22 protein-coding genes and 1 pseudogene are annotated in these 21,434 nt (G+C 69.6%); 15 read left to right on the plus strand and 8 right to left on the minus strand.

Annotated features, from left to right (window positions below):
- The first annotated feature begins 64 nt into the window (after positions 1–64).
- Positions 65–658 (plus strand): TetR/AcrR family transcriptional regulator, encoded by a 594-nt coding sequence (locus MJQ72_RS14595; RefSeq protein WP_026466989.1) that lies wholly within the window; start codon positions 65–67, stop codon positions 656–658.
- An 82-nt stretch (positions 659–740) separates the two neighbouring features.
- On the plus strand, positions 741–1,379 hold the full coding sequence (locus tag MJQ72_RS14600) for a hypothetical protein (protein WP_240599680.1): 639 nt from the start codon (positions 741–743) through the stop codon (positions 1,377–1,379).
- A 3-nt stretch (positions 1,380–1,382) separates the two neighbouring features.
- On the opposite strand, the gene MJQ72_RS14605 is transcribed toward MJQ72_RS14600, so the two are convergent.
- Together MJQ72_RS14605 and MJQ72_RS14610 are read right to left on the minus strand one after the other, a co-directional pair.
- Positions 1,383–1,775, minus strand: a complete 393-nt coding sequence (locus MJQ72_RS14605) for an NUDIX domain-containing protein (RefSeq protein ID WP_240599681.1) — start codon at positions 1,773–1,775, stop codon at positions 1,383–1,385.
- 7 nt (positions 1,776–1,782) lie between these two features.
- Positions 1,783–2,304, minus strand: a complete 522-nt coding sequence (locus MJQ72_RS14610; RefSeq protein WP_240599682.1) for an isochorismatase family protein — start codon at positions 2,302–2,304, stop codon at positions 1,783–1,785.
- Positions 2,305–2,335: 31 nt separating this feature from the next.
- On the opposite strand from MJQ72_RS14610, the gene MJQ72_RS14615 reads away from it, so the two are divergent.
- Positions 2,336–3,061: an SDR family NAD(P)-dependent oxidoreductase gene (locus MJQ72_RS14615; RefSeq protein WP_240599683.1), complete on the plus strand. Its 726-nt coding sequence runs from the start codon at positions 2,336–2,338 to the stop codon at positions 3,059–3,061.
- On the opposite strand, the pseudogene MJQ72_RS14620 reads toward MJQ72_RS14615, so the two are convergent.
- From MJQ72_RS14620 to MJQ72_RS14630, 3 genes and pseudogenes are all read right to left on the minus strand, one after another.
- Positions 3,058–4,241: pseudogene (locus MJQ72_RS14620) on the minus strand (PQQ-dependent sugar dehydrogenase). The gene MJQ72_RS14615 and the pseudogene MJQ72_RS14620 overlap by 4 nt on opposite strands.
- 21 nt (positions 4,242–4,262) lie before the next feature.
- Complete coding sequence (locus MJQ72_RS14625; RefSeq protein ID WP_240599684.1) at positions 4,263–4,922, minus strand: response regulator transcription factor; 660 nt, start codon at positions 4,920–4,922, stop codon at positions 4,263–4,265.
- Positions 4,919–6,085, minus strand: coding sequence for a sensor histidine kinase (locus MJQ72_RS14630; protein WP_240599685.1), 1,167 nt, complete (start codon positions 6,083–6,085; stop codon positions 4,919–4,921). Before MJQ72_RS14630 ends, MJQ72_RS14625 begins: the two co-directional genes overlap by 4 nt.
- A 131-nt stretch (positions 6,086–6,216) precedes the next feature.
- Between MJQ72_RS14630 and MJQ72_RS14635 the strand changes: the two genes are divergently transcribed.
- Positions 6,217–6,819 carry a class I SAM-dependent methyltransferase gene (locus MJQ72_RS14635; RefSeq protein ID WP_240599686.1) on the plus strand — a complete coding sequence of 201 codons (603 nt, stop codon included), beginning with the start codon at positions 6,217–6,219 and terminating at the stop codon, positions 6,817–6,819.
- Positions 6,791–7,297, plus strand: a complete 507-nt coding sequence (locus MJQ72_RS14640; RefSeq protein WP_240599687.1) for a DedA family protein — start codon at positions 6,791–6,793, stop codon at positions 7,295–7,297. Before MJQ72_RS14635 ends, MJQ72_RS14640 begins: the two co-directional genes overlap by 29 nt.
- On the opposite strand, the gene MJQ72_RS14645 is transcribed toward MJQ72_RS14640, so the two are convergent.
- Positions 7,287–8,051, minus strand: a complete 765-nt coding sequence (locus MJQ72_RS14645; protein ID WP_240599688.1) for a helix-turn-helix transcriptional regulator — start codon at positions 8,049–8,051, stop codon at positions 7,287–7,289. The genes MJQ72_RS14640 and MJQ72_RS14645 overlap by 11 nt on opposite strands.
- Before the next feature lie 86 nt (positions 8,052–8,137).
- Between MJQ72_RS14645 and MJQ72_RS14650 the strand changes: the two genes are divergently transcribed.
- From MJQ72_RS14650 to MJQ72_RS14690, 9 genes are all read left to right on the plus strand, one after another.
- Complete coding sequence (locus tag MJQ72_RS14650) at positions 8,138–9,052, plus strand: LLM class flavin-dependent oxidoreductase (RefSeq protein WP_240599689.1); 915 nt, start codon at positions 8,138–8,140, stop codon at positions 9,050–9,052.
- A gap of 56 nt (positions 9,053–9,108) precedes the next feature.
- Positions 9,109–12,663, plus strand: coding sequence for a transcription-repair coupling factor (gene mfd, locus MJQ72_RS14655; protein ID WP_240601328.1), 3,555 nt, complete (start codon positions 9,109–9,111; stop codon positions 12,661–12,663).
- A 242-nt stretch (positions 12,664–12,905) separates the two neighbouring features.
- Positions 12,906–13,910 (plus strand): hypothetical protein, encoded by a 1,005-nt coding sequence (locus tag MJQ72_RS14660; protein WP_240599690.1) that lies wholly within the window; start codon positions 12,906–12,908, stop codon positions 13,908–13,910.
- Positions 13,907–14,830: a MazG family protein gene (locus MJQ72_RS14665; RefSeq protein ID WP_240599691.1), complete on the plus strand. Its 924-nt coding sequence runs from the start codon at positions 13,907–13,909 to the stop codon at positions 14,828–14,830. The genes MJQ72_RS14660 and MJQ72_RS14665 overlap by 4 nt, the downstream gene beginning before the upstream one ends.
- Before the next feature lie 155 nt (positions 14,831–14,985).
- Positions 14,986–15,528, plus strand: a complete 543-nt coding sequence (locus MJQ72_RS14670) for an RNA polymerase sigma factor (protein ID WP_016337286.1) — start codon at positions 14,986–14,988, stop codon at positions 15,526–15,528.
- Complete coding sequence (locus MJQ72_RS14675) at positions 15,525–16,340, plus strand: zf-HC2 domain-containing protein (RefSeq protein WP_240599692.1); 816 nt, start codon at positions 15,525–15,527, stop codon at positions 16,338–16,340. Before MJQ72_RS14670 ends, MJQ72_RS14675 begins: the two co-directional genes overlap by 4 nt.
- 17 nt (positions 16,341–16,357) lie before the next feature.
- Positions 16,358–17,161 (plus strand): ABC transporter ATP-binding protein, encoded by an 804-nt coding sequence (locus MJQ72_RS14680; RefSeq protein WP_240601329.1) that lies wholly within the window; start codon positions 16,358–16,360, stop codon positions 17,159–17,161.
- On the plus strand, positions 17,158–18,531 hold the full coding sequence (locus MJQ72_RS14685) for a hypothetical protein (RefSeq protein WP_240599693.1): 1,374 nt from the start codon (positions 17,158–17,160) through the stop codon (positions 18,529–18,531). The genes MJQ72_RS14680 and MJQ72_RS14685 overlap by 4 nt, the downstream gene beginning before the upstream one ends.
- Complete coding sequence (locus MJQ72_RS14690) at positions 18,528–19,100, plus strand: hypothetical protein (RefSeq protein ID WP_240599694.1); 573 nt, start codon at positions 18,528–18,530, stop codon at positions 19,098–19,100. The genes MJQ72_RS14685 and MJQ72_RS14690 overlap by 4 nt, the downstream gene beginning before the upstream one ends.
- 64 nt (positions 19,101–19,164) lie before the next feature.
- Here MJQ72_RS14690 and MJQ72_RS14695 read toward each other — a convergent pair whose 3' ends face one another.
- On the minus strand, positions 19,165–19,575 hold the full coding sequence (locus MJQ72_RS14695; protein WP_038508268.1) for a PPOX class F420-dependent oxidoreductase: 411 nt from the start codon (positions 19,573–19,575) through the stop codon (positions 19,165–19,167).
- A 241-nt stretch (positions 19,576–19,816) separates the two neighbouring features.
- Between MJQ72_RS14695 and MJQ72_RS14700 the strand changes: the two genes are divergently transcribed.
- Entirely contained in the window at positions 19,817–20,521 is a 705-nt protein-coding gene (locus MJQ72_RS14700; protein ID WP_240599695.1) for a murein transglycosylase, read from the plus strand.
- Here the strand turns inward: MJQ72_RS14700 and MJQ72_RS14705 are convergent.
- Positions 20,494–21,414 carry an NAD(P)/FAD-dependent oxidoreductase gene (locus tag MJQ72_RS14705; protein WP_240599696.1) on the minus strand — a complete coding sequence of 307 codons (921 nt, stop codon included), beginning with the start codon at positions 21,412–21,414 and terminating at the stop codon, positions 20,494–20,496. The genes MJQ72_RS14700 and MJQ72_RS14705 overlap by 28 nt on opposite strands.
- Positions 21,415–21,434 lie beyond the last annotated feature (20 nt).

Below are 21,434 nucleotides of genomic sequence, written 5' to 3' on the forward strand. Positions count from 1 at the left end.
AAGGCGGACCAAACGTGAAGCGGTCACCGGGGCGCGTCCTGTCGCTCCGGTGGCCAGGGTGCGGATGACGGGGAGTGAGCGCAGGCAGCAGCTGCTCAACGTCGCCAGGGCCCTTTTCGCGGAGAAGGGTTTCGAAGGAACGTCCATCGAGGAGATCGCGCACCGCGCGAACGTCTCCAAACCGGTGGTGTACGAGCACTTCGGCGGCAAGGAAGGCATCTACGCCGTCGTCGTCGACCGCGAGACCCAGCTGCTGCTCGACCGGATGGTGTCCACCCTCCACGGTGGACACCCGAGGGTGATGCTGGAGCAGGCGGCGATCGCGTTGCTCTCCTACGTCGAAGACTCGCACGACGGCTTCCGCATCCTGGTGCGGGATTCGCCCGTCGCGAGTTCGACGGGCACGTTCTCGACGGTGCTGAACGACATCGCCAGCCAGGTCGAGCACATCCTCGCGCAGCAGTTCGCCGCGCGCGGCTACGACGAGAAGCTGGCCGCGCTGTACGCGCAGGCGCTCGTCGGGATGGTGGCGCTCACCGGGCAGTGGTGGCTCGACGCCCGGAAGCCGAAACGCGACGAGGTCGCCGCGCATCTGGTCAACCTGGCCTGGAACGGTCTGTCCAATTTGGAGCACAAGCCCAAACTGCGGCTGCACTGAGACCTGCGTCGCGCGGCCGTAACGTTTCCCGGGCGATGAGCGCTAGGCCCCCCATAGAGATCATCCAGCTGGGGGAAGCACCGTGGAGAACTATCCCGCGCCCGCCGTCGAACAGATGGTGCCGCAGAAGAAGAGAACGTGGCTGAAGCCCGTCATCCGCTTGGGCATCTTCGGGGTCGTCGCCCTGATCGCGTTCTTCGTCGCGAATCCGTTCACGGCGTCGAGCACCGAGGTCGGCGCCTGTCTGAAGGGCAACGTCGACAACGCGGACAGCGTCGAGAACATCGAATGCGGGACGCCGGACGCGAACTTCAAGGTCGTCGGAAAACAGGAGAACAAGTCGGAAATCGGGCTCAGGCTCTCGGGCGGCTCCGAATGCGACGACTATCCGACGACGGACGCCTACTTCTTCCAGGGAAAGAAGGGGGCGACCGACGGCACCCTGCTCTGCCTGGAAGACCTGAAGAACCCGGGCGAGCGGGCGCCGGTGGTCGGTGATTGCCTCCCCGACGGCGTCGTCGAGGCGAAGAAGCTCACGAAGGCGGACTGTGCGACAGCGCGGTACAAGGTCCTCGCCATCGAAAAGAGCACCGCCTTCCTCGTCGACGGCAGCACGGTGTGCACCCAGGTGCCGTCGACCGACGAGAAGATCCAGTGGCAGCGGTCGGGTGGCACGCTCCCGCAGTCGCGGGTGCTGTGCCTGGACGACCTCAAGAAGTAGCGGTCAGCGCAGGAGGCCGGTCTCCCGCAGGTGGTCGAAGATGATCTTGTCCACCGCGGAGACCCGGTCCCTGTCCCCGTGGCCCAGCCAAGCGATTTCCTCGATTTCGCTGCTGGCCGCGAGTGTTCCGCCGAATCCGGCCGTGTAGCAGGTCATCCGGACCACGAGTCCCGACGCGTGCCCGTCGGCCTGCGCTTCGAAGACTCCGGCGGGTTCGATGTCCGCCGGATCGATCTCGACGGTCAGTTCCTCGCGGATCTCCCGGATCAGCGTCTCGGCGTCGCTTTCGCCGGGTTCGCGTTTGCCGCCGGGCAGGTAGAACACGGACTTGCCGCGCGAGCGGGTGCTCAGGATCCGGCCGTCGACCAGGTGCAGCCAAGCGATCTTGTCGATCATGGGTCAGTCAGCCCAGCGCCGCGGCGGTCTCGGCGGTCGTGAGCACTTCGCCCAGGCGCGGGAACACCTTCGTGATCGCCGATTCGTGGGAGATCGCGGCGATACCCGCCATCGCGTCCGAGACGGCGATGGTCTCGTAGGCGTGGTCGATCGCGGCCCGCAGCGTCGATTCGACGCCGTACTCGGTGGCGATCCCGGCGAGCACCAGCGTCTTCACGCCCAGCCCGCGCAGGAGTTCGTCGAGCCCGGTGCGGTAGAACGCGCCGATCGTGTTCTTGGTGATCAGGTGCTCGCCCTCACGAGGCGTCAGTTCGGCGACCAGTTCACTGCCGGGCGGCTGCTCGTCGACGTCCGGCCGGTGCGCCCGCACGTGGACGATCGGCGAGCCGGCCGCGCTGAAGGCGTCTCGCAGCAGGACGGCGTTCGATACGACTTCGGTGCCTTCGATCGGGACGGTCTCCAGTGCGACGATCCGGGTCTGGAGGTCGATCAGGACGAGCGCCGTCGTCGCCGGGTCGATCTTCGTCATGGGGGAAGCGTAGTGCCCCTATCCTGGAGACATGGGGCAGAACAGGGAAGTAGTGGTCACCGGCGGAGGAACGGGAATCGGCTACGCGGTCGCGGCGGCTTTCGCCGCGCGAGGTGATCGGGTGACGATCACCGGCCGTCGCGAACAGGTCCTCACCGAAGCCGCCACGTTGCTCGGCGCGAACCCGGTCCCGTTCGACGCGGCGGATCCGGACGCGGTGGAACGGGCACTGGCCGGATTGCCGGACCGGGTCGACGTCCTGGTCAACAACGCGGGCGGGAACACCGATTTCCAGGCCGGATCCGCGGAAGACCTGAAGTCGTTCGCCGCGAACTGGCAGGCCAATCTCGACGCGAACGTGTTCACCGCCGTGCTGGTCACCCGCGCCTTGCGGGAAAGGTTCGCCGACGGGGCGCGGATCGTCACCATCGGCTCGATCGCCGCGCGCACCGGGGCGGGTTCCTACGGTGCCGCCAAGGCCGCGCTGGAGGCGTGGAACGCCGACGTGGCAAGGGAATTCGGGCCGCGCGGGATCACCGCGAACATCGTCGCGCCCGGGCTGGTCGGCGACACCGAGTTCTTCCAGGGCAAGCTCTCCGACGAGCGCCGGGCGTGGCTGATCGGCAACACGCTGACCAAACGCGCCGGCGAGCCCGCGGACGTCGCCGAAGTGGTCGCCTTCCTGGCGAGCCCGGAGGCGCGGCACGTCACCGGGCAGATCGTCCATGTGAACGGCGGCGCGCACCTCGGCCACTAGGCGCCGGGCGTGACCTTCAGCAGTTTGTCGTCCTGGCCTTCCGAAGTGGTGATGTAGAGGGCGCCGTCCGGGCCGCTGCGGACGGCGCGCAGCCTGCCGAACTTGTCGTCGAACTCGGGCGGCAGCGTCACTTCGGTGACCTTGCCGGCGTCGTCGAGGCGGAACAGAAGGAGTTTCTGTCCCTTCAACGCGGTCACGGCGAGCGAACCTTCGAGCGCTCCCCACTGCGATCCGGTGAGGAACTCGGCACCGCAGATCGCCTCGGTGATCTCACCGGTCGTCCACAAAGGACTGACGGCGTCCGGGAAGCGCTGCTTGTCGGTCATCGGGACGCTTTCGTCGTAGCTGGTCTCGGTGCCGCCCTTGGACGGGTCCCAGCCGTAGTTCCCGCCGCGGTCTCCAGGTTGACCTCGTCGTCGATGGTCGGCCCGTGCTCGGCGGTGAACACCTGCCCGGTGCCCGGCCGGACCGTGACGCCCTGGACGTTGCGGTGCCCGTAGGTGAACACACGCTGCTCGTTCGGGTTCGCGGACTTGATGAACGGGTTGTCCGGCAACGCGTTCCCGGTCTTCGCGTCGACGCGCAGCACCTTGCCGCCGAGACTCGTCTTGTCCTGCGGATGCTGCGGGCGGGCGGTGTCGCCGGTGCCGACGAGCAGTGCGCCGTCCGCGCCGAACGCGGGACGGCAGCCGGAATGCCTGCCGCTGGGGTTCACCGGCAGCCCGGTCAGCAGGTCCTTGACCTTCGTGGCGCTCGCGCCGTCGTCCGAAAGCCGCCAGGTGACCAGCCGGATGTCGACGGCCTTGTCGCCTTCCTTGTGGGTCTGGCAGGTGATGAACTCGCGCGACGTCGCGAAGTCCTTGCTGATCACCATCCCCATCAGGCCGCCTTCGCCGCGTACGTGGACGGAGGAAAAGTCCGCGGCGACGTCGCGCTTCGTGCCGCCTTCGATCAGCGCGAGTTTCCCTGGGCGCTGGGTGACGAGGATCTTCCCGTCCGGCAGGAAGCCGACGTCCCAGCCGTGTTCGAGCCCGGCCGTCACCTGCTCGACCTTCAGCTTCGACACCGAGGGCTTCGAGGTGACCGGCGGCGCGCTCTGCACCGTCTCGCTCGACGCCCCGGAACAGGCCGTGACCAGCAAGGACAAGGACGTGAACGCGACGACGGCGGAAGTGCGCATGACATCAGCATGCCACCGTGCTCAACCGCCCGCGCGAACCAAACCGCTTTCGTAGGCGAACACGACCGCGTGCACACGGTCGCGCAGCGCGAGCTTGGCGAGGATCCGTCCGACGTGGGTCTTCACGGTCGTCTCCCCGATGTAGAGCTTCGCGGCGATTTCGGAGTTCGTCAGGCCGCGCGCGATGAGCGCGAGGACGTCCTTCTCGCGCTCGGTCAGTGTCTCCAGTCGCGCGCTCTCACCGGAGTCCCGTTCGTCGGCCAAATAGCGGTCGAGCAGGCGTTTCGTCACGGAGGGGGAGACCATCGAATCGCCGCGGAGGACGCCTCGGATGGCCACGAGGATTTCGTCGGCGGGCGCGTCCTTGACGAGGAAACCGCTGGCACCGGCACGCAACGCGGCATACGCGTATTCGTCGAGGTCGAACGTGGTGATCATCAGGACCCGGGTGTCCGGGAGCGACCGGCAGATCCGCTCGGTCGCGGCGACGCCGTCGAGCACCGGCATCCGGACGTCCATCAGGACCAGATCCGGCCGCAGCTTCTCGGCGGCTTCGACCGCTTCGGCACCGTTGGTGGCTTCGCCCGCGACGGTCAGGTCGTCCTGGCTGGTGACGATCATCCCCATCCCGACCCGGACCAGCTCCTGGTCGTCGCAGATCAGCACCTTCACCGCCGTCATCCCGCCTCCACCACCAGGTTCGCGGCGACCCGGTAGCCACCGTCGCGGGTCGGCCCGGTGTCGAGGGTGCCGTGGAACATCTCGACGCGCTGGGTCATCCCGGCGATCCCGCGGCCGGACGACGGGAGGCGCGGTGCGACGGGTTCGCTCCCGCCCGTGTTCGTCACCTCGATCCGGACGTTCCGGCGGTGGCCGCCCTCGCCGAAATCGATCTCGACCTGGCCACTCGCGTCTCCCGGCGCGTGTTTGATCATATTGGTCAGCGACTCCTGGACGATGCGGTACGCCTGCAGCGCGGCGCTCGGCGGCAACCCCTCGGCGTCGCCGGTGACCTGGAGATCCACCTCCCGCCCGCTCGCGCTGACCTGCGCGACCAGGTCGCGTAGCTCCGCGACGGTCGGCTGCGGGCTTCGGGCGGCTTCGCCGGCATGGAGGACTTCCAGCAGACGGCGCAGCTCGGCGAGCGCGTCGCGGCCCGCCTTGCCGATCGTGTCGAGTGTCCGGTCGACGACCTCGGGATCCTTGTCACGCATGAGTTTCGCGCCCTCGGCGTTGATCACGATGACGCTCACACTGTGCGCGAGGACGTCGTGCAGTTCGCGGGCGATCCGCGTGCGTTCCTCGGCGACGGCGGCCCGGGCACGGGCCTCCTGTTCGGACGCGGCCAGCTCCGCCTTCGTCGCTTCCTCCGCCGAAAGCCGTTGCCGCGCACGAAAGAACTCGCCGAGCGCCCAAGCCGCGACGTGCAGCGGCAGCGTCACGACGATGGTGAGCCAGGCGCCCTGTTCGGTGGTGGCTCCCCAGACGAGGCCCCACGTGATGTCCAGTGCGACGATCCCGGCGGCGATCAGCGTGGCGAACCGGCGGTTTCCCGCGCGGACCAGCGTGTAGAGGGCGACGGCCATCGCCAGCTCGCCCCGGCCGCGGTCGTAGGCCCAGAGCTCCGTCGTGTACTGCGCGGTCACCCCGGCGACGATCAGCACCGCGACGATCTCGGGGTGGCGGCGCCGCCAGAGCAGCGGGACGAGGAAGAGGTACGGCACCAGCAGGACGGCCTTGGGGACGGACGACGATCCGGTCGGCGCGAGGAAGACGAACCACGCGTACAGGGGAAGGTCGGTCACCCACGGGTGGGAGCGGAGCCGGTCGAGCAGCCTGTGCACCGTTCGAACGTAACCCCGCCCGGCACGCGAGCGCGTCGTCCTGGGGTACTCCCGGGGTCCTCCCACGGGAGGACGGAACCGGCCGACGAGGCCGACGCGGGGCCACGAAGCCCGTTTCTAGCGTCGGGAACATGTCGATCACCAGGGAATTCCTCCGCCATCCCGTCCTGACCGGAGCCGTCGCGGCCAGTTCGCCGAAACTCGCGGAGGCCATGACCGCGGGCCTCGGCCTGGAAAGCGCCAGACTCGTCGTCGAGCTGGGCCCCGGGACCGGGGTGTTCACCGGCGCCGTCGTCCGCCGTCTGCCACCGGGCGCGCGGCTGATCGCGGTGGAGATCAATCTGCGACTGGCGAGGGAACTGCGGTCCCGGCACGGGGACGTCGAGGTCGTCGAGGGTTCCGCCGAGAATCTGCTTTCGTACGTGGACGACGCGGCCGACGTGGTGGTCTCCGGGCTGCCGTGGACGGTCATGCCCGGCGAGCGGCAGCTGCGGATCCTCGACCAGGTCACGGAGATCCTCGCCCCGCACGGACGGTTCACGACGTTCGCCTACGCGCACGCGGCCTGGACGACGCCTGCCCGCCGGTTCGCCGCGGCGCTGCGGGACCGGTTCGCGGTGACCGGCCGGACCCCGTTGGTCTGGCCGAACCTGCCGCCCGCCTTCGTTCATCGCGCGGCCTTGCCACTGAAGACGGGGAGGCGTCTTGGACAGCCTGCTACGGCCGCTTCTTGAGTCACCGCCCGTGCTCGTCTATCTCGTCTGTGGCGCACTGATCTTCCTGGAAACCGCGCTGCTGCCGGGAATCGTGCTGCCGACGTTGTCCAGCCTGCTGCTGATGGGGTTCCTCGCCGGGCGAGGCACGCTCGACCTGCCGCTGGCGTTGACGGTCGCGATCGGTGCCGCCGTGGCGGGCGACCAGATCGCCTTCCTGGAAGGGCGGAGGCTGGGGCCGCGGCTGCGGACCACGCGGTTCGGGCGGCGGTTCGGCCTGGCTCGGTGGGACCGCGTGGAGCGGGCCGTCGCCAGGTACGGCGTCCCGGCCGTGATCGCCGGCCGCTGCCTGGCCGGGGTGCGGACCGTGGTGCCGCGTATCGCGGGCGCGGCGGAGATGCCGTACCGGCGGTTCGTGCCCGGCAGCGTCTGCGCGGCCGTGGTGTGGGCGTGCGCCGAGCTGTCCTTGGGCCACGCGGGCGCCTGGGTCAACGGGTGAGGATCGCCGCCGTCTCGGCGTCGGCGGGGAGGAACGTCTCCAGTTTCAATTCCGAAACCGTGACATCGGCCGCGGTCGCGAACGTCGTGATGGCCGTGATCAGCCGCAGTTCGCCCGCCGAAGTGGACAAGCGCATCGGCACCGCGAAACCGAGGTGATCGGGTCCGGGCGGGCCGGGAGCCGGAACGTAGCCTTCGAGTTCGGCGAGCAGCGCGGTGAGCCGCTCGTCGGGCGCGTGGGCGATCTCCTGCGTCAGCCGTTCCAGGATGTGCCGGGCCCAGTCCGCGAGGTTCCGCACCCTCGGCGCCATCCCCTTCGGGTGCAGCGCGAGCCGCAGGGTGTTGACCGGCTCCTCCAGCAGTTCCGGTGCGACGTCCTCGAACAGCAGGTCGAGCGCGTCGTTGCGGGCGACGAGCACGCCGTAGCGATCGACCACGATGGCCGGATACGGGCGGTGCCCTTCGAGCAGCCGCCGCATGCCGTCGAGGACCGGCCGCAGGCTCGGATCGTCCAATTCGGTTTCGGGGAAACCGGGGGCGAACCCGGCCGCGAGCAGCAGGCCGTTGCGTTCACGCAGGGGCAGTTCGAGCGATTCGGCGACGCGCAGCACCAGGCCGCGGCCGGGGATCGACCGGCCGCCTTCGAGGAAACTCACGTGCCGTTGGGTGGTCCCGGCCCGGATCGCCAGCTCCAGCTGGGAAAGCCGCCGTCGTTCGCGCCAGCCCCGGAGCGCGGGGCCGAATCCGGAAACCATGGCCGCCATCTTGGCCGAGACGTCGGCGGCGTCGCCATTCCCTCGAAGGAATTGAGACGATTCCCCGTCGCGGAGAGGCTTCCGGCATGAAATTCGGTCTGGTCGTCCCCACTTATCGGTCCATCCTCGACGCCGGGCGCACCGCGCCGGGAATGGTCGCCGTCGCGGTCGAAGCCGAACGCCTCGGCTTCGATTCGGTCTGGGTCGGTGACACGCTCGCGAAGGCGCCCATCGATTCCTTGACGTTGCTCGGCGCGTTCGCCGCCAGGACCGAGCGGGTCACCCTCGGCACCGCCGCGCTGCTGCCGGCGTTGCGGGATCCGCTTCTTTCCGCGAACGCGATCCTCTCGCTCGATCTGCTCAGCCAAGGCCGCGTCACCCTCGCCGTCGGGGCCGGATTCGCGGGTCGCAGCGAACCCGAGTTCGCCTTCACCCGGGTCCCCTGGGAACGACGGCGCGCCCGCCTCGACGACATCGTCGCGTTGTGGCGGCACGTCTGGAGCGGGAAGAGCGGCCCGTTCCACGGCGACGTGCTGCACTACGACACCCTGCCGGAGTACCCGGAACCGCACCGTCCCGGTGGCCCGCCGGTGTGGCTGGCCGCCTTCACCCCGGGCGCGCTGAAGCGGGCAGGACGTCTCTATGACGGCTGGTTGCCGTACCCGCCCGACGTCGCGGATTACACCGACGGCCTCGCGAAGATCCGCGAAGCGGCCGTACGTCCGGTGACACCGGCGTTGTTCGCGACAGTGCTCATCGAGGAGGACCCGATCAGGGCACGCGAGCGGCTGGAGGACTACGTCCAGCGGAACTACGGGGCTCCGCTGGACTTCGTCGAGAAGATCCAAGTGCTGATCGCGGGCAGCCCGGAGCAGGTCGCCGACCGGTTGCGCGAATATCGGGAAGCGGGTGCCGAACACGTGCTGATCCGCATCGCGACGCAGGAGCCGGCCGAGTTCGACGAGCAGCTCCCGAAGGTCTTCGACGCCCTGCCCAGGTAATCGCGCGGCGGACTGTCGGTGCCCCCACGTAGGCTGGGACGGTGACAAACGCTCCATTGTCCGGACTCCTTCATTCCATCCTTCCCGATCCGGCCCTTCGCGGGGTCGTCGAGCGGGCCGGTGCCCCGGTGCTCGAACTCCAGGGCGCGATCGCCACCCGCCAGCTGGTCGCCGGCGCCCTCGCCGCGGACGAGGGCGCCGGCCGCCCCGTGCTCGCGGTGACCGCCACCGGCCGCGAGGCGGAGGAACTGACCGCATCCCTGAAGTCGTTCCTCGGCGAAGGCGCCGTCGTCGACTTCCCGTCTTGGGAGACGCTGCCGCACGAGCGGCTGTCCCCGCGGGCGGACACCGTCGGGCGGCGGCTGGAGGTGCTGCACCGGCTCAAGACGGGCGCGGACGGCCTTCGCGTCGTCGTCGCGACCGTCCGCAGCCTGATCCAGCCGATGGCGCCCGGGCTCGGTTCGCTCGCGCCGATCGACCTGGTCGTCGGCGAGGAGCAGAGCTTCGAAGGGCTGCTGGAGCGGCTGGTCGAGCTCGCGTACACGCGGGTGGACATGGTCGAGAAGCGCGGCGAGTTCGCCGTGCGCGGCGGCATCCTCGACCTGTTCGGGCCGACGGCGCAGCATCCCGTGCGGGTCGAGTTCTGGGGCGACGAGGTCAGCGAGATCCGCGCGTTCGCGGTGTCCGACCAGCGGTCGCTGCCGGGGGAGATCCAGCACGTCAGCGCGCCGCCGTGCCGTGAGCTGCTGCTCACCGAGCCGGTCCGCGCGAAGGCCGCCGAGCTCGCGACGACGTACGAGGCGGACGCGCAGCTCACCGAGATGCTCACCAAGCTCTCCGGCGGGGTCCCCGTCGAGGGCATGGAGGCGCTCATCCCCGTGCTGTGCGAGGGCGAGCTGGAGCTGCTGACCGACGCGATGCCCCAGGGCACGCACGTGCTGCTCGCCGATCCGGAGAAGATCCGCGCCCGCGCGGCCGACCTGGTCCGCACCGGGCAGGAGTTTCTCGAAGCGTCCTGGACCACGGCCGCCGCGGGCGGTCAGGCGCCGATCGATCTCGGCGCGTCCGCGTACCGGGATCTCGCGGAGATCGCGAAGCACGCCCAGGAGACGAAGCGCCCTTGGTGGACGCTGACGCAGCTCGCCAGCGACGATCCCGACGTCTACCGGGTCTCGATCGAGGCCGCGCCGAACTACCGCGGCGAGGTCGAGCGCGCGACGACCGATCTCCGCGCCCACACGGCCGCGGGCGGGACGGCCGTGCTCGTCGTCGCCGGGCACGGCACCGCGGCCCGCGCCGTCGAGCAGCTGTCGGCGGGAGACGTGCCCGCGTCGCTCGCCGAAGGCATCACCGGTCCGCTGACGCCGGGCGTGGTGACGGTGACGTGCGGCGGCCTGTCGGACGGTTTCGTCTCGCCGGAGCGCGCCCTCGTGGTGCTGTCCGAATCGGACCTCACCGGCCGCGGCTCGGGCGCCGGGACGTCCACAAAGGACTTCAGCACCAAGATGCCGTCGCGGCGCCGCAACGCCGTCGACCCGCTCGCCCTCAAGGCCGGCGACTACGTCGTGCACGACCAGCACGGCATCGGCCGGTTCGTCGAGATGGTGCAGCGCACCGTCGCCGGCGCGACCCGCGAGTACCTGCTGCTGGAGTACGCCTCCTCCAAACGCGGGCATCCGGGGGACCGGCTGTTCGTCCCGACCGACCAGCTCGACGAGGTCTCCCGCTACGTCGGCGGCGAGCTGCCCACGCTGAACAAGCTCGGCGGGTCGGACTGGAAGAACACCAAGGCCAAGGCGAAGAAGGCGGTCAAGGAGATCGCCGCCGAGCTCGTGCAGCTCTACGCCGCGCGGCAGGCCGCGCCTGGCCACGCGTTCGCGCAGGACACGCCGTGGCAGGGCGAACTCGAAGACGCCTTCCCGTTCACCGAGACCAACGACCAGCTCGCCGCGATCGACGAGGTCAAGGCGGATATGGAACGCGGCGTCCCGATGGACCGCGTCATCTGCGGCGACGTCGGCTACGGCAAGACCGAGATCGCGGTGCGCGCGGCGTTCAAGGCCGTGCAGGACGGCAAGCAGGTCGCGGTGCTGGTGCCCACGACGCTGCTGGCGCAGCAGCACCTCAACACCTTCACCGAACGGATGAGTTCGTTCCCGGTGAAGATCAAGGGGCTCTCGAGGTTCACGAACAAGGCCGAGTCCGACGCGATCCTCGAACAGCTCGCTTCGGGTGACGTCGACATCGTGATCGGTACGCACCGCCTGCTGCAGACCGGGATCCGGTACAAGGATCTCGGACTCGTGATCGTCGACGAGGAGCAGCGGTTCGGTGTCGAGCACAAGGAGCACATCAAGGCGCTGCGGACGCACGTCGACGTGCTGACCATGTCGGCGACGCCGATCCCGCGGACACTGGAGATGTCGCTCGCCGGCATCCGCGAGATGTCCACGATCCTGACCCCGCCCGAGGACCGGCACCCGATCCTGACCTACGTCGGCGCGTACGACGACAAACAGGTCGGCGCCGCGATCCGGCGCGAGCTGCTGCGTGACGGCCAGGTCTTCTACGTGCACAACAGGGTTTCCTCGATTGAGAAGGCCGCGAAGCGCATTCGCGAGCTGGTGCCGGAGGCGCGCGTCGTCACCGCGCACGGGCAGATGAACGAGGAAAAGCTCGAGAAGATCATCCAGGGTTTCTGGGAGAACGAGTACGACGTGCTCGTCTGCACCACGATCGTCGAGACCGGGCTGGACATCTCGAACGCCAACACACTGCTGGTGGAACGCGGTGACCTGCTGGGGCTCGCACAGCTGCACCAGCTGCGCGGCCGGGTCGGGCGAGGGCGCGAGCGCGGATACGCGTACTTCCTGTATCCGCCGGAGGCCCCGCTCACCGAGACGGCGCACGACCGGCTGGCGACCATCGCGCAGAACACCGAACTGGGCGCGGGTATGGCCGTCGCGATGAAGGACCTGGAGATCCGCGGCGCGGGCAACATCCTCGGCGCGGAGCAGTCCGGGCATATCGCTGGAGTCGGATTCGATCTGTACGTGCGGCTCGTCGGCGAAGCGGTCGACGCGTTCCGCCGGCACGCGGGCGCGGAAACCGCCGAAGACGAGGAGCTCGCCGAGGTCCGCGTGGATCTCCCGGTGGACGCGCACATCCCGCACGACTACGTGCCGGGCGAGCGGCTGCGGCTGGAGGCGTACCGCAAGATCGCGGCCGCTCCCGACCAGGCGGGGCTCGACGCCGTCCGCGAAGAACTGATCGACCGCTACGGTCAGCCGCCCGCCCCGGTGCGGAGGCTGCTCGCGGTCGCCGCGTTCCGGCACACCTGCCGCGCGGCGGGGGTCACCGAGGTCGCCGTGCAGGGCACGTCGATCCGGTTCGCGCCGCTGCCGCTGGCGGATTCGCAGATGGTGCGGCTGAAGCGCTTGTACCCCAAGGCTCTCTACAAGGCGGTGACGAACACGGTTTCCGTGCCGAAGCCGACGGAAGGCCCGGCGGGCGGTCGTATGGGCGCCCCGGCGCTGCGCGACGAGGAGCTGCTGGACTGGTGCGCGAAGCTGCTGACGAATCTGATGAAGTCGCCGGCGCCCGTCGCGTAGGCGGTGTGCTTGGAGCCGTAACTCGCGTGCTTGGGGACGGAACTCGCGCATCGCGGGTCTTCCGCCCCGGGGCACGCGAGTTCCGCCTCCAAGCACGCGTGATCCGTCTCCAGGCACGCGAGTTACGGCTCCAGGCACGCGTGATCCGGCACGATGTCCCGGGCTTTGGCTCGCCAGAAGCCGAATCGCGACTTATGACCTGGTTCTCTCGCCGGGGCCGGTATGAGAGGGTAGGCCCTGTGATGCGGATCATGGGGCGCCGTCGCGCGCTGGTCGGGGTTCTTGCCGGTTCTCTCCTTCTCGCCGGATGCAACGCCGGTCCCGGGCAGGTCGGTGCCGCGGTGATCATCGAGGGCAAGACCGTCTCGGTGGATCGCGTGCAGCAGCTGATCGACAAGGCCGTCCGCGAGCACCCGTACGGGCAGCAGCTCGCCAGTGAGCACAAGCTCGACCTCGTCGGCCGCGAGATCGTCCGCCAGGAGATCCTGCACGACCTCACCGAGCGCGCCGCTCAGCGGGAAGGCGTCCGGGTCGACGAGTCCCTGGTCGTGAACGCGCTGCAGAACGACCCGCTGGCCAAGCCGATGGAGGCCAACCCGCAGAACGACCCCGCCCTGAGCGTCCAGCAGCTCGTGGCGCGGGTGCGGGACCACCGCGAATCCCTGGTCGACGCGGCGCTGCAGACCCAGCTCGCGATGAAGTACCTGGACAAGCTCACCGTCACTTTCGATTTCAGCTCGGTCTCCTCGACCGACGCCACCGGTTCCGACGCGGACAAGCTGCGCGACCAGGCGATCGAGAAGGCCAAGAAGTTCGCCGCGTCGCCGAACGCGGCCGCCGAGCTGATCGCGCAGGACCAGCAGACCGCCGACACGCAGGCGGGCACCGGCCAGAAGCTGCCGGCGATGCAGTCGCCCGCGACCGCGGCGACCGTCCTGTTCGGTCTCGAACCCAACACCGTCGCCGCTTTCCAGCCGACACCGCAGCAGCCGCTGTGGGTCGTCGTCGTGGTGCGCGAGCGGACCGCCGACAAGCCCGTCGCGTCGGATCAGGCCGCGCAGCCGACCGCTCAGCAGCTGGCAGGAGTGGGTATCCGGCTCCTTCAGCCGTACCTCGACCAGGTCGACCTCAAGGTGAACCCGCGCTACGGCGTGTGGGATGTTGTGGGCATGGACCTCGCGCCCAACGAAGCTTCGAAGAAGGGCATCGTGCTGCCTGTGCACGGTGCCGCGCCGCGAAACCCGTGACTGCTGCCGTCGTCGTGATCGCCCGCGGGGCGACACTGCCCGCCGCGGCACTCCCGATCCTGCGAAGCAGCGCCGCCGTGTACGCGGCTTCCGATGTCGATCCCGAGGTCTTCGGGGTGCCCGCGCTCGGTGACACGCAGGTGCGCGACCTCGTGCTCATCGCGGGTTCGCGCCGGGAAGCCAAGGCCGTGGCGCTGATCAGGTCGGGTGCGCGGGTGATCGAAGCGCCCGTTCCGCCGCTGGTCGAGGCCGCCGAGGTGATGGACCGCCTCCGTTCGCCGGGCGGGTGTCCGTGGGACGCCGTGCAGACCCACGAGTCGCTGCGCCAGTACCTGGTCGAGGAGACCTACGAGCTGCTCGACGCGATCGAGGAGGGCGACCGGGCCGCTTTGCGCGAGGAGCTCGGCGACGTCCTGCTCCAGGTGCTGTTCCACGCACGCGTCGCCGTCGAGGACGCGGCCGATCCGTTCGGGATCGACGAGGTCGCGTCCGATCTGGTCGCGAAACTCGTCGGACGTCATCCGCATGTCTTCGCCGACGCTCCCCGGGTCGAGACCGTCGGCGACCAGAATCTCAAGTGGGAAGAACTGAAGCAGGCCGAGAAGAGCCGTCAGTCCATTGTGGACGGCGTCGCGCTCGGGCAGCCCGCCGTGGCGCTGGCCGGGAAGCTCGGTCAGCGCAGCGGCCGGGCCGGGATCCCGCTCGACCTGTTCCCCGACGGCGCCGAGGCGGCGGCCCAGCTGTTCCGGGTGGCCGCGACCGCGCGCCGGGCGGGGATCGATCCCGAAGGTGAGCTCCGCGCCGTCGCGAAGCGGTTCGCGAGCGACATTCGGGACGCCGAACAGGCCGCCCGGGACGCCGGTCTGGAACCGGCGACGCTGGAGGCCGACGGCTGGCGCAAGTTCTGGCCGAGTTCCTGAAGCTCGCCGCGATAGGACTCCGGCGGGCGTCGCGAAGCCACTTTCGAGACGCCTGATGTCCCGAAGGCGGCTTTCGCGGCATCGCGATCGGCATCTTGTGATGCGGAACACAATCGGGTGAGAACCGTTTCGGTGATCTCGGCGTCTTGCCGGATGTGAAGGGAACGGAACCGGACGAAGAGCAGCTCGTCCGCCGCACCGCCAAGGGCGACCGTGCGGCGTTCGAGGAGCTCTACCGTCGCACGTCGCCGTGGCTGGCCGTGCGCCTGCGCCGTCGCTGCGCCGACGAACAGATCGTCGCCGAGGTGATGCAGGAGACCTACCTCGCGGTCTGGCGTGCGGCGGGCGCGTTCGCCGGTTCGGCCGTCGGCGGGAGCGCCGTGGGCTGGCTGTGGACGATCGCCGCGAGGCGGCTGGTCGACGCCTTCCGCCGCCGGGCGAAGTTCGCGCAACCGCTGCCGGTCGCGGAAACGGCCGTTTCACCCGCGGCCGAGGACGAGGCGCTGGCCGGTGCGGTCGGTGACCACGTCGGTGACGCGCTGCGACGGCTCGCTCCCGAACTCCGGCAGGTCCTGCAGGCCATGGTGCTCGACGGGCTGACCGTCCGCGAGACCGCGGTCCTGCTCGGCGTGCCGGAAGGAACCGTCAAAACCCGCGCCAGGCGGGCTCGGATCGCGATGCGGGAGGCGCTGTCGTGAACAAGGAACACGTGTCCGAACAGCTCCTCGCCGGTTACGTCCTCGGCGACGACGGCTTGGCCGGTGACGAGGTCTGGGCGGTCGAAGCCCATCTCGAATCGTGCGCGGAATGCCGGGGGAGGCTGGCCGCGGTCAGCCTGCCGTCGGTGTCGGCGCTGGTGGACGACGTCTGGGCCGGGCTGGGGCCGAAACTCGCCGAAGCGGGGCCGAGTCCGCTGCGGAGGCGGTGGACCGGACGGCTGCACACCTGGGTGACACCGGTGATGCTGCCGTGGCTGGTGATGATCCTCCTGATCCCGGCGATCGGGCTGCTGCTGGACGCGGTCGGGTTCACCGGGAGCAAGGGCTACTCGTTCGTCCAGCTGTTCTCACCGGTACTGCCCGTGCTCGGGGTGGCGGTGTCGTGGGCGAAGGGGCTCGATCCCGCGTACGAACTCGTCACTTCGACACCGAGGGCAGGGCTCTACCTGCTGCTCCGCCGGACGACGGCGGTCCTCGCCGTCGTCTTGCCGATCCAGGGCCTTTCGAGCTGGCTCGGCGGTGGTGGTTTCGGGCTCGGTCTCCTGCCGAGCCTGGCCTTCACCACCGGGACGCTCGCGCTCGGCGGGCTGATCGGGGTGGTGCGGGCGGCCTATGTCCTCGCCGGGGTCTGGATGGCGGTGATCCTGGCGCCCGCGGTGGCTTCGCAAGGGCGTGCCACCGCGCTCGAACCCCGCCTGCTCCCGGTGTGGGGCGCGATCTTCGCGGTGACCGCGGTCGTGGTGGTGCTCCGGCGGAGCGTCTTCGGCCTGCTCACCGGATCCGAACGATGAACGAAGGGGAGAACATGATGCGTGCTGTCGGGGCCGCGGAGGTCGCACCGACGACCTACGCGTGGCAGATCAAGGCGGAGGGACTGAAGGTCCGGGTCGGCAAACGCAAGTTCGCCGTGAACGGGCTCGATCTGGACCTTGGCACGGGGGTGCACGGTCTGCTCGGCCCGAACGGGGCCGGGAAGACCACGCTGATCCGGGCACTGGCGACGGTGCTCCGGCCGGCGGGGGGAGGGCTGGCGCTGCTCGGTGAATCCGTCGGGGGGTTCACCGATCAGCGCCGCCTGCGCCGCCGTATCGGCTATCTGCCGCAGAATTTCGGTTTCTACAAGCGATTCACCGTCCGGGAGTTCGTCGAATACATCGCCTGGCTCAAGGAGATGTCCAAACAGGACATCCCGGCGGCGGTGCAGCGGTCGATCGAACGCGTCGGCCTCGCCGATCGCGCCGACGACCGGATGAAGACCTTGTCCGGCGGAATGGTGCGACGGGTCGGGATCGCGCAGGCGATCGTGAACGATCCGGACATCCTCCTGCTGGACGAGCCGACCGCCGGACTCGACCCGGCGCAGCGAGTGCGGTTCCGGGAGCTTCTTCAGGAAATCGGCCGCGATGCCTGCGTCGTCGTCTCGACGCATCTCGTCGAGGACGTCGCGACGGCCTGCACCGACGTCGTGCTGTTCGAAAACGGGAAGCTCGTCTTCCAGGGCACGCCGGACGAACTGGCCGCGGCCGGGAGCGAGGAGCACGTCGGCGACAGCCCGATCGAGCGTGGCTACTCGGCGCTGCTGGGGCACGAGCCGGGGAGGGGGAACTGGTGAACACACGCGTCCTGCGGACCGAAGTCCGCCGTTCCATCGCCCCTTGGGCCACGCTGGCGATCCTCGTCGTCGCGTTCGGCTTCCTCTATTCGTTCAGCGGCCCGTGGACGAGGGCGCCACTCGCCTGGGACGAGCAATGGACGCATGCCGCGGAGTGGAGCCGGTTCCTGCTGGTGTTCCTGTGGCCGATCGCGATCGGTGCCGGTGTCATCCAAGGTATGCGCGACAGCCGCTCCGGCACGGTCGAACTCATGACCACCATGCCGCGGCCCGGCTGGCAGCGTGCCGCGAAACTCGCCGGCGCGCTCGGTGGCCTCCTGGTGCTGGGCTATCTGCTGATCTTCGCCGTCGGCGCCGTCCAGGCCGCCTTCAACGGCGGGTTCTTCACCTTCGGCTGGCTGCCGATCGTCGTGGTCGGTGTGCTCGGGATGCTGGCGGGCGCCTGGATCGGGCTCGGGATCGGCCGGTTGCTGCCGCATCCGCTGACCGCGCCCGCGGTGGCCGTCGCCGCTTTCGTGGCCGTGCTCCTGTTCCAGTTCGCCGGAGCGGAGGGCAGCGCGCTGGCCGGGATCGTGCCGTTCCGGGTCTCCTTGCTCTCTCCCGCGATGGACACCGTCCGGGATCCGTTCAGCACCACCGCGGGCTGGATGGATATCGGGCAGGGCGTCTGGCTGGCCGGGCTGGCGGCGACCGGGTTCCTTCTGCTGGCAGCACGCTCCAAGCGGGCGAAGGGACTAGCCGTCGTCCCCGCGCTGGTGGCGGCCGTGATCGCCTTGCCCGTTCTTCCCGGCACCACGGCCGAAGCCGAGGTCGCCGACCCGGCCGCGACGGAGATGGTCTGCGACGGCCCGGTCTGTGTCCCCCGCGTGCTCGACGCCGAACTGCCCCGTCTCGCCGGGCCGGGCAAGGAAGCGTTACGGCTGTTGGGAACCTTGCCGGACGCGCCGGTCAAGGTCGCGGTACTGGACCGGCGGCTGGGCTACGACGAGGTGCCGCCGCGTGCCGCCGACACCGTCTCCGTGGACCTGGTGGATTGGTCCATCCGTTCGGTCCTGAATTCGGACGACCTGACGCGGACACTGGTCGCCGGTTCCGGGACGCCGTCCTGTTACAGCCTCAATGGCGTCAATAGGTCCTTTTTGGACGAACTCACCGCGCGGTCGATCTCGTCGAGCTGGTTCCTCGGTGAGTGGAAGGTGTCCGGGGCTTCCTGGCTGAGCGAAGAGACGAAGGCCGAGGTCGCCCGGAAGTGGGAGACCTTCCGTGCCCTTCCGCCCGATGTGCAGCGAGAGCGGATCATCGCGCAGCGGCAGGCGGGGCTGACCTGCCAGGGCAACCAGCTCGACATCCTGCTCGGAGGGGCCCGATGAGATGGGCTGTGCTGTACGCCCGCTCCCGTGCCGTGCCCGCGTCCTTGGCGGGGCTTGTGGTGAGCATGTCCGTGATCTGGTTCGTGGCGCGGGACCGCTGGTCGGAGATCCCGGTCTCCCTGGCGCTCCTGGTGGCGATCGCGGTGACCGCCATCGGCCTCAGCGGGCAGGACACCGACCTCGACCGGACCGCCGCGATCCGCTGGGCGCCTCGCCGCGTCCTGCATCTCCTGCTGATCGGCGGCCTCGGTGCCGGTGCCGCGCTGCTGCCGCGGCTGTGGGAGGCGGAGCAGGTCCCGGTGGAGGTCATCGTGCGGAACGCGAGCGGGCTGCTCGGTCTCGCCGGGATCGCCGCGGTGCTGTTCGGTGGGGCCTTCGGGTGGACGTTGCCGCTGCTCGGGTTCGCGGTCGCGTTCGTGGTCACGGTGACCACGTCGAGCACCGACGGCGCGCACCTGATGGTCACCTGGCTCTTCCAGCCCACCGGTGTCGCCGAAGCCACGTGGACCGCGGTGGTGCTCGCCGTGGCGGGCCTCGGGAGCTACGCGGTCTTCGGTAACCGCCGCTGAAGTGTCATGAAAGGGTCGTTCCTGACGTTCTCCGTCAGGAACGACCCTTTCACGACATCCGAGGTCAGACGTTCCGGTTGTGCGGAACGAGATCGAGCGGGTCGTGATCCGGGTCGTCGACACCGAGACTGATGATCCGTGACGGGTGGATCCGGATCACCGCGCCGTCGAAATGCCCGTCGGCCGTGCGGGCGCCGGTGAGCGCCTCGGCCCGGCCGCGGATCTCGAGGCAGCGGATCCTCGGCGGGTCCTGTGAAGGCATGTCGTCCACCACGAACGCGGCCTGCCCGTTGGCGGCCACGTTCCGGAACTTCTTGCTCTTCGCCAGTTCGTAGCCGGTGATGTCGATCGTCTTGGTCTCGGTGTTGTAGGCGTAGCCGACGGGGCTGACCTGCAGCGTGCCGTCCGGCTGCGCCGTCGCGAGCCGTCCGAGCCCTTGGGTGGCGAGGTAGTCGAGTTCCGCTTCACTGAACATGGGCCCAGTGTGCGATCTCCACTTAACTGGAGGTCAAGAGAGCAGGGTCTCGCCCGGAAACCGCCTTCGCGCAGGTGGCGCCGACTGGCCCGAAGGCAGACCTTGATCGGACGAGGTGTTCGGAAGCTTTCCCAGGTCAGCGCGACCTTGCCGGTGTGCACTGCGGATTCGCTTTACTCTAAGTCGGCTTCGTAAGCCGAATGGGTCATCGCCCGGAAGTGTGGCGAAGTAACCTGTCCGGGTGGCCGAAACCGCCCAGAGCACCGACGCCCCGGAGCATCCAGCGCGCCCTCTGCCGCCGTACGTCCCCCGGCTCGCCTTCGCGGGCGGGCTCGTGCTCACGGGCGTGGTGCTGATCATGACGGTCGGGGTGAACCGGCCGGCCGGGGAAGAACCGCCTCCGGCGCCTCAGCCCCAGCCCGCGCTCGCGGTTCCCGACCAGAAGCCGCAGCCGGGGGTGGCGACGCCGCGTGCCGGTCTCGCCGCGCCACCCGACCGGCCCACCGTTTCCGACGCGGCCGAATTGGAGACCTGGGCGAAACGGGTGGCCGCGAAGACCCGGCTCTCCGTCACCGATCTGTCCGCATACGGCCGGGCGGAGATGTGGCTCCGGCGGCAGAAACCGGGCTGCCATCTCTCATGGGCGACCCTCGCCGGCATCTCCCACGTCGAGACGGCGCAGGGCAGGCCCGGCCCGATCACGCTCGCGCCCGAGATCTGGGCCAAGCACTCCGCCCGGGCCAGGAGCGACGGCAAACAGCCGGATCCGAAGGACCTCGACGACGCCGCCTTCGCCACCGCCCGCTACCTGTGCGCCGCCGGCGACGACGTCGCCACCCCGGACGGCTGGTGGAAGTCCATGCGGGTCTTCAATCCCGCGGTGCCCTACGTCCAGGAAGTGTTCAGCGCGGCCGACACCTACGCGGACGCCAGCGTCGCGCCCTGATCTTCGAGCACCAGATCGAAGTTGAGCGCGGCCGCCATCCGGTAGGCGTCGCCCGCCGCGACGACGAGCTGTGCCATCGGATCGACGACGTTCCCCGCCGCCCAGACACCGTCCACGTTCGTGCGGCCCTGCGCGTCCACCGCGATCGAGCCGCTTTCGGTACGAGCGCAGCCGACCTGCGCGAGCAGCCGGTCGTGCGGGACGAACTTCGGCCCGACGAACACGACGTCGCGTTCGACGAATTCGCCGTCGACGAGCCGGACACCGGTCAGCCGGTCGTTTTCGACGGCGAGCTCGGCCACCTCCCCGTCGACGATCCGGATGCCCAGCCCGGTCAGTTTCGCCCGGTCCTCGGCCGAGAGCCGCTGGGTATGCGTGAAGAAGGTCAGGTCCTTGCTCCACTGCCAGACGATCAGGGCCTGGTGGACCGACTTGTCGGACGTGGCGAGCACGCCGAACCGCTGATCGCGCACCTCCCAGCCGTGGCAGTACGGGCAGTGCAGCACGTCGGCGCCGAAGCGCTCAGCGACGCCGGGGACGTTCGGCAGCTCGTCGGCCAGCCCGGTGGTCACCACGATCCGGCGGCCGTTGACGACCCGCCCGCTCGCGAGTTCCACCGCCCTGTCGTGCCGCAGCCGGTGGACGACGTCGTCGATGATCTCGACGCCGTACGCGCGGACTTCGTCACGGCCTATCTCCAGTAGCTCTTTGGGCGGGATGCCGTCCCTGGTCAGGAAACCGTGCGAGTGCGCGGCGGGCGCGTTGCGCGGGGTGCCGCCGTCGATCACGGCCACCTTGCGCCGCGCCCTGCCCAGCACCAAGGCCGCGCTGAGGCCCGCGACGCCACCACCGATGATCACCACGTCGAATTCTTCGTTCATGGTCCCGAGCATCCGGATCTCTTCGAAAGTTG

Origin of the sequence: Amycolatopsis sp. EV170708-02-1, assembly GCF_022479115.1 — a bacterium.
Classification (GTDB): domain Bacteria; phylum Actinomycetota; class Actinomycetes; order Mycobacteriales; family Pseudonocardiaceae; genus Amycolatopsis.

What these genes read in the sequence shown, in the direction of transcription:
- MJQ72_RS14605 (WP_240599681.1), bottom strand. Translation starts at nt 1,775, where the DNA reads ATGATCGACAAGATCGCTTGGCTGCACCTGGTCGACGGCCGGATCCTG.
- MJQ72_RS14680 (WP_240601329.1), top strand. Translation starts at nt 16,358, where the DNA reads ATGCGTGCTGTCGGGGCCGCGGAGGTCGCACCGACGACCTACGCGTGG.
- MJQ72_RS14660 (WP_240599690.1), top strand. Translation starts at nt 12,906, where the DNA reads ATGCGGATCATGGGGCGCCGTCGCGCGCTGGTCGGGGTTCTTGCCGGT.
- MJQ72_RS14615 (WP_240599683.1), top strand. Translation starts at nt 2,336, where the DNA reads ATGGGGCAGAACAGGGAAGTAGTGGTCACCGGCGGAGGAACGGGAATC.
- MJQ72_RS14595 (WP_026466989.1), top strand. Translation starts at nt 65, where the DNA reads ATGACGGGGAGTGAGCGCAGGCAGCAGCTGCTCAACGTCGCCAGGGCC.
- MJQ72_RS14625 (WP_240599684.1), bottom strand. Translation starts at nt 4,922, where the DNA reads ATGACGGCGGTGAAGGTGCTGATCTGCGACGACCAGGAGCTGGTCCGG.
- MJQ72_RS14610 (WP_240599682.1), bottom strand. Translation starts at nt 2,304, where the DNA reads ATGACGAAGATCGACCCGGCGACGACGGCGCTCGTCCTGATCGACCTC.
- MJQ72_RS14650 (WP_240599689.1), top strand. Translation starts at nt 8,138, where the DNA reads ATGAAATTCGGTCTGGTCGTCCCCACTTATCGGTCCATCCTCGACGCC.
- MJQ72_RS14645 (WP_240599688.1), bottom strand. Translation starts at nt 8,051, where the DNA reads ATGGTTTCCGGATTCGGCCCCGCGCTCCGGGGCTGGCGCGAACGACGG.
- MJQ72_RS14695 (WP_038508268.1), bottom strand. Translation starts at nt 19,575, where the DNA reads ATGTTCAGTGAAGCGGAACTCGACTACCTCGCCACCCAAGGGCTCGGA.
- MJQ72_RS14705 (WP_240599696.1), bottom strand. Translation starts at nt 21,414, where the DNA reads ATGCTCGGGACCATGAACGAAGAATTCGACGTGGTGATCATCGGTGGT.
- MJQ72_RS14635 (WP_240599686.1), top strand. Translation starts at nt 6,217, where the DNA reads ATGTCGATCACCAGGGAATTCCTCCGCCATCCCGTCCTGACCGGAGCC.
- MJQ72_RS14690 (WP_240599694.1), top strand. Translation starts at nt 18,528, where the DNA reads ATGAGATGGGCTGTGCTGTACGCCCGCTCCCGTGCCGTGCCCGCGTCC.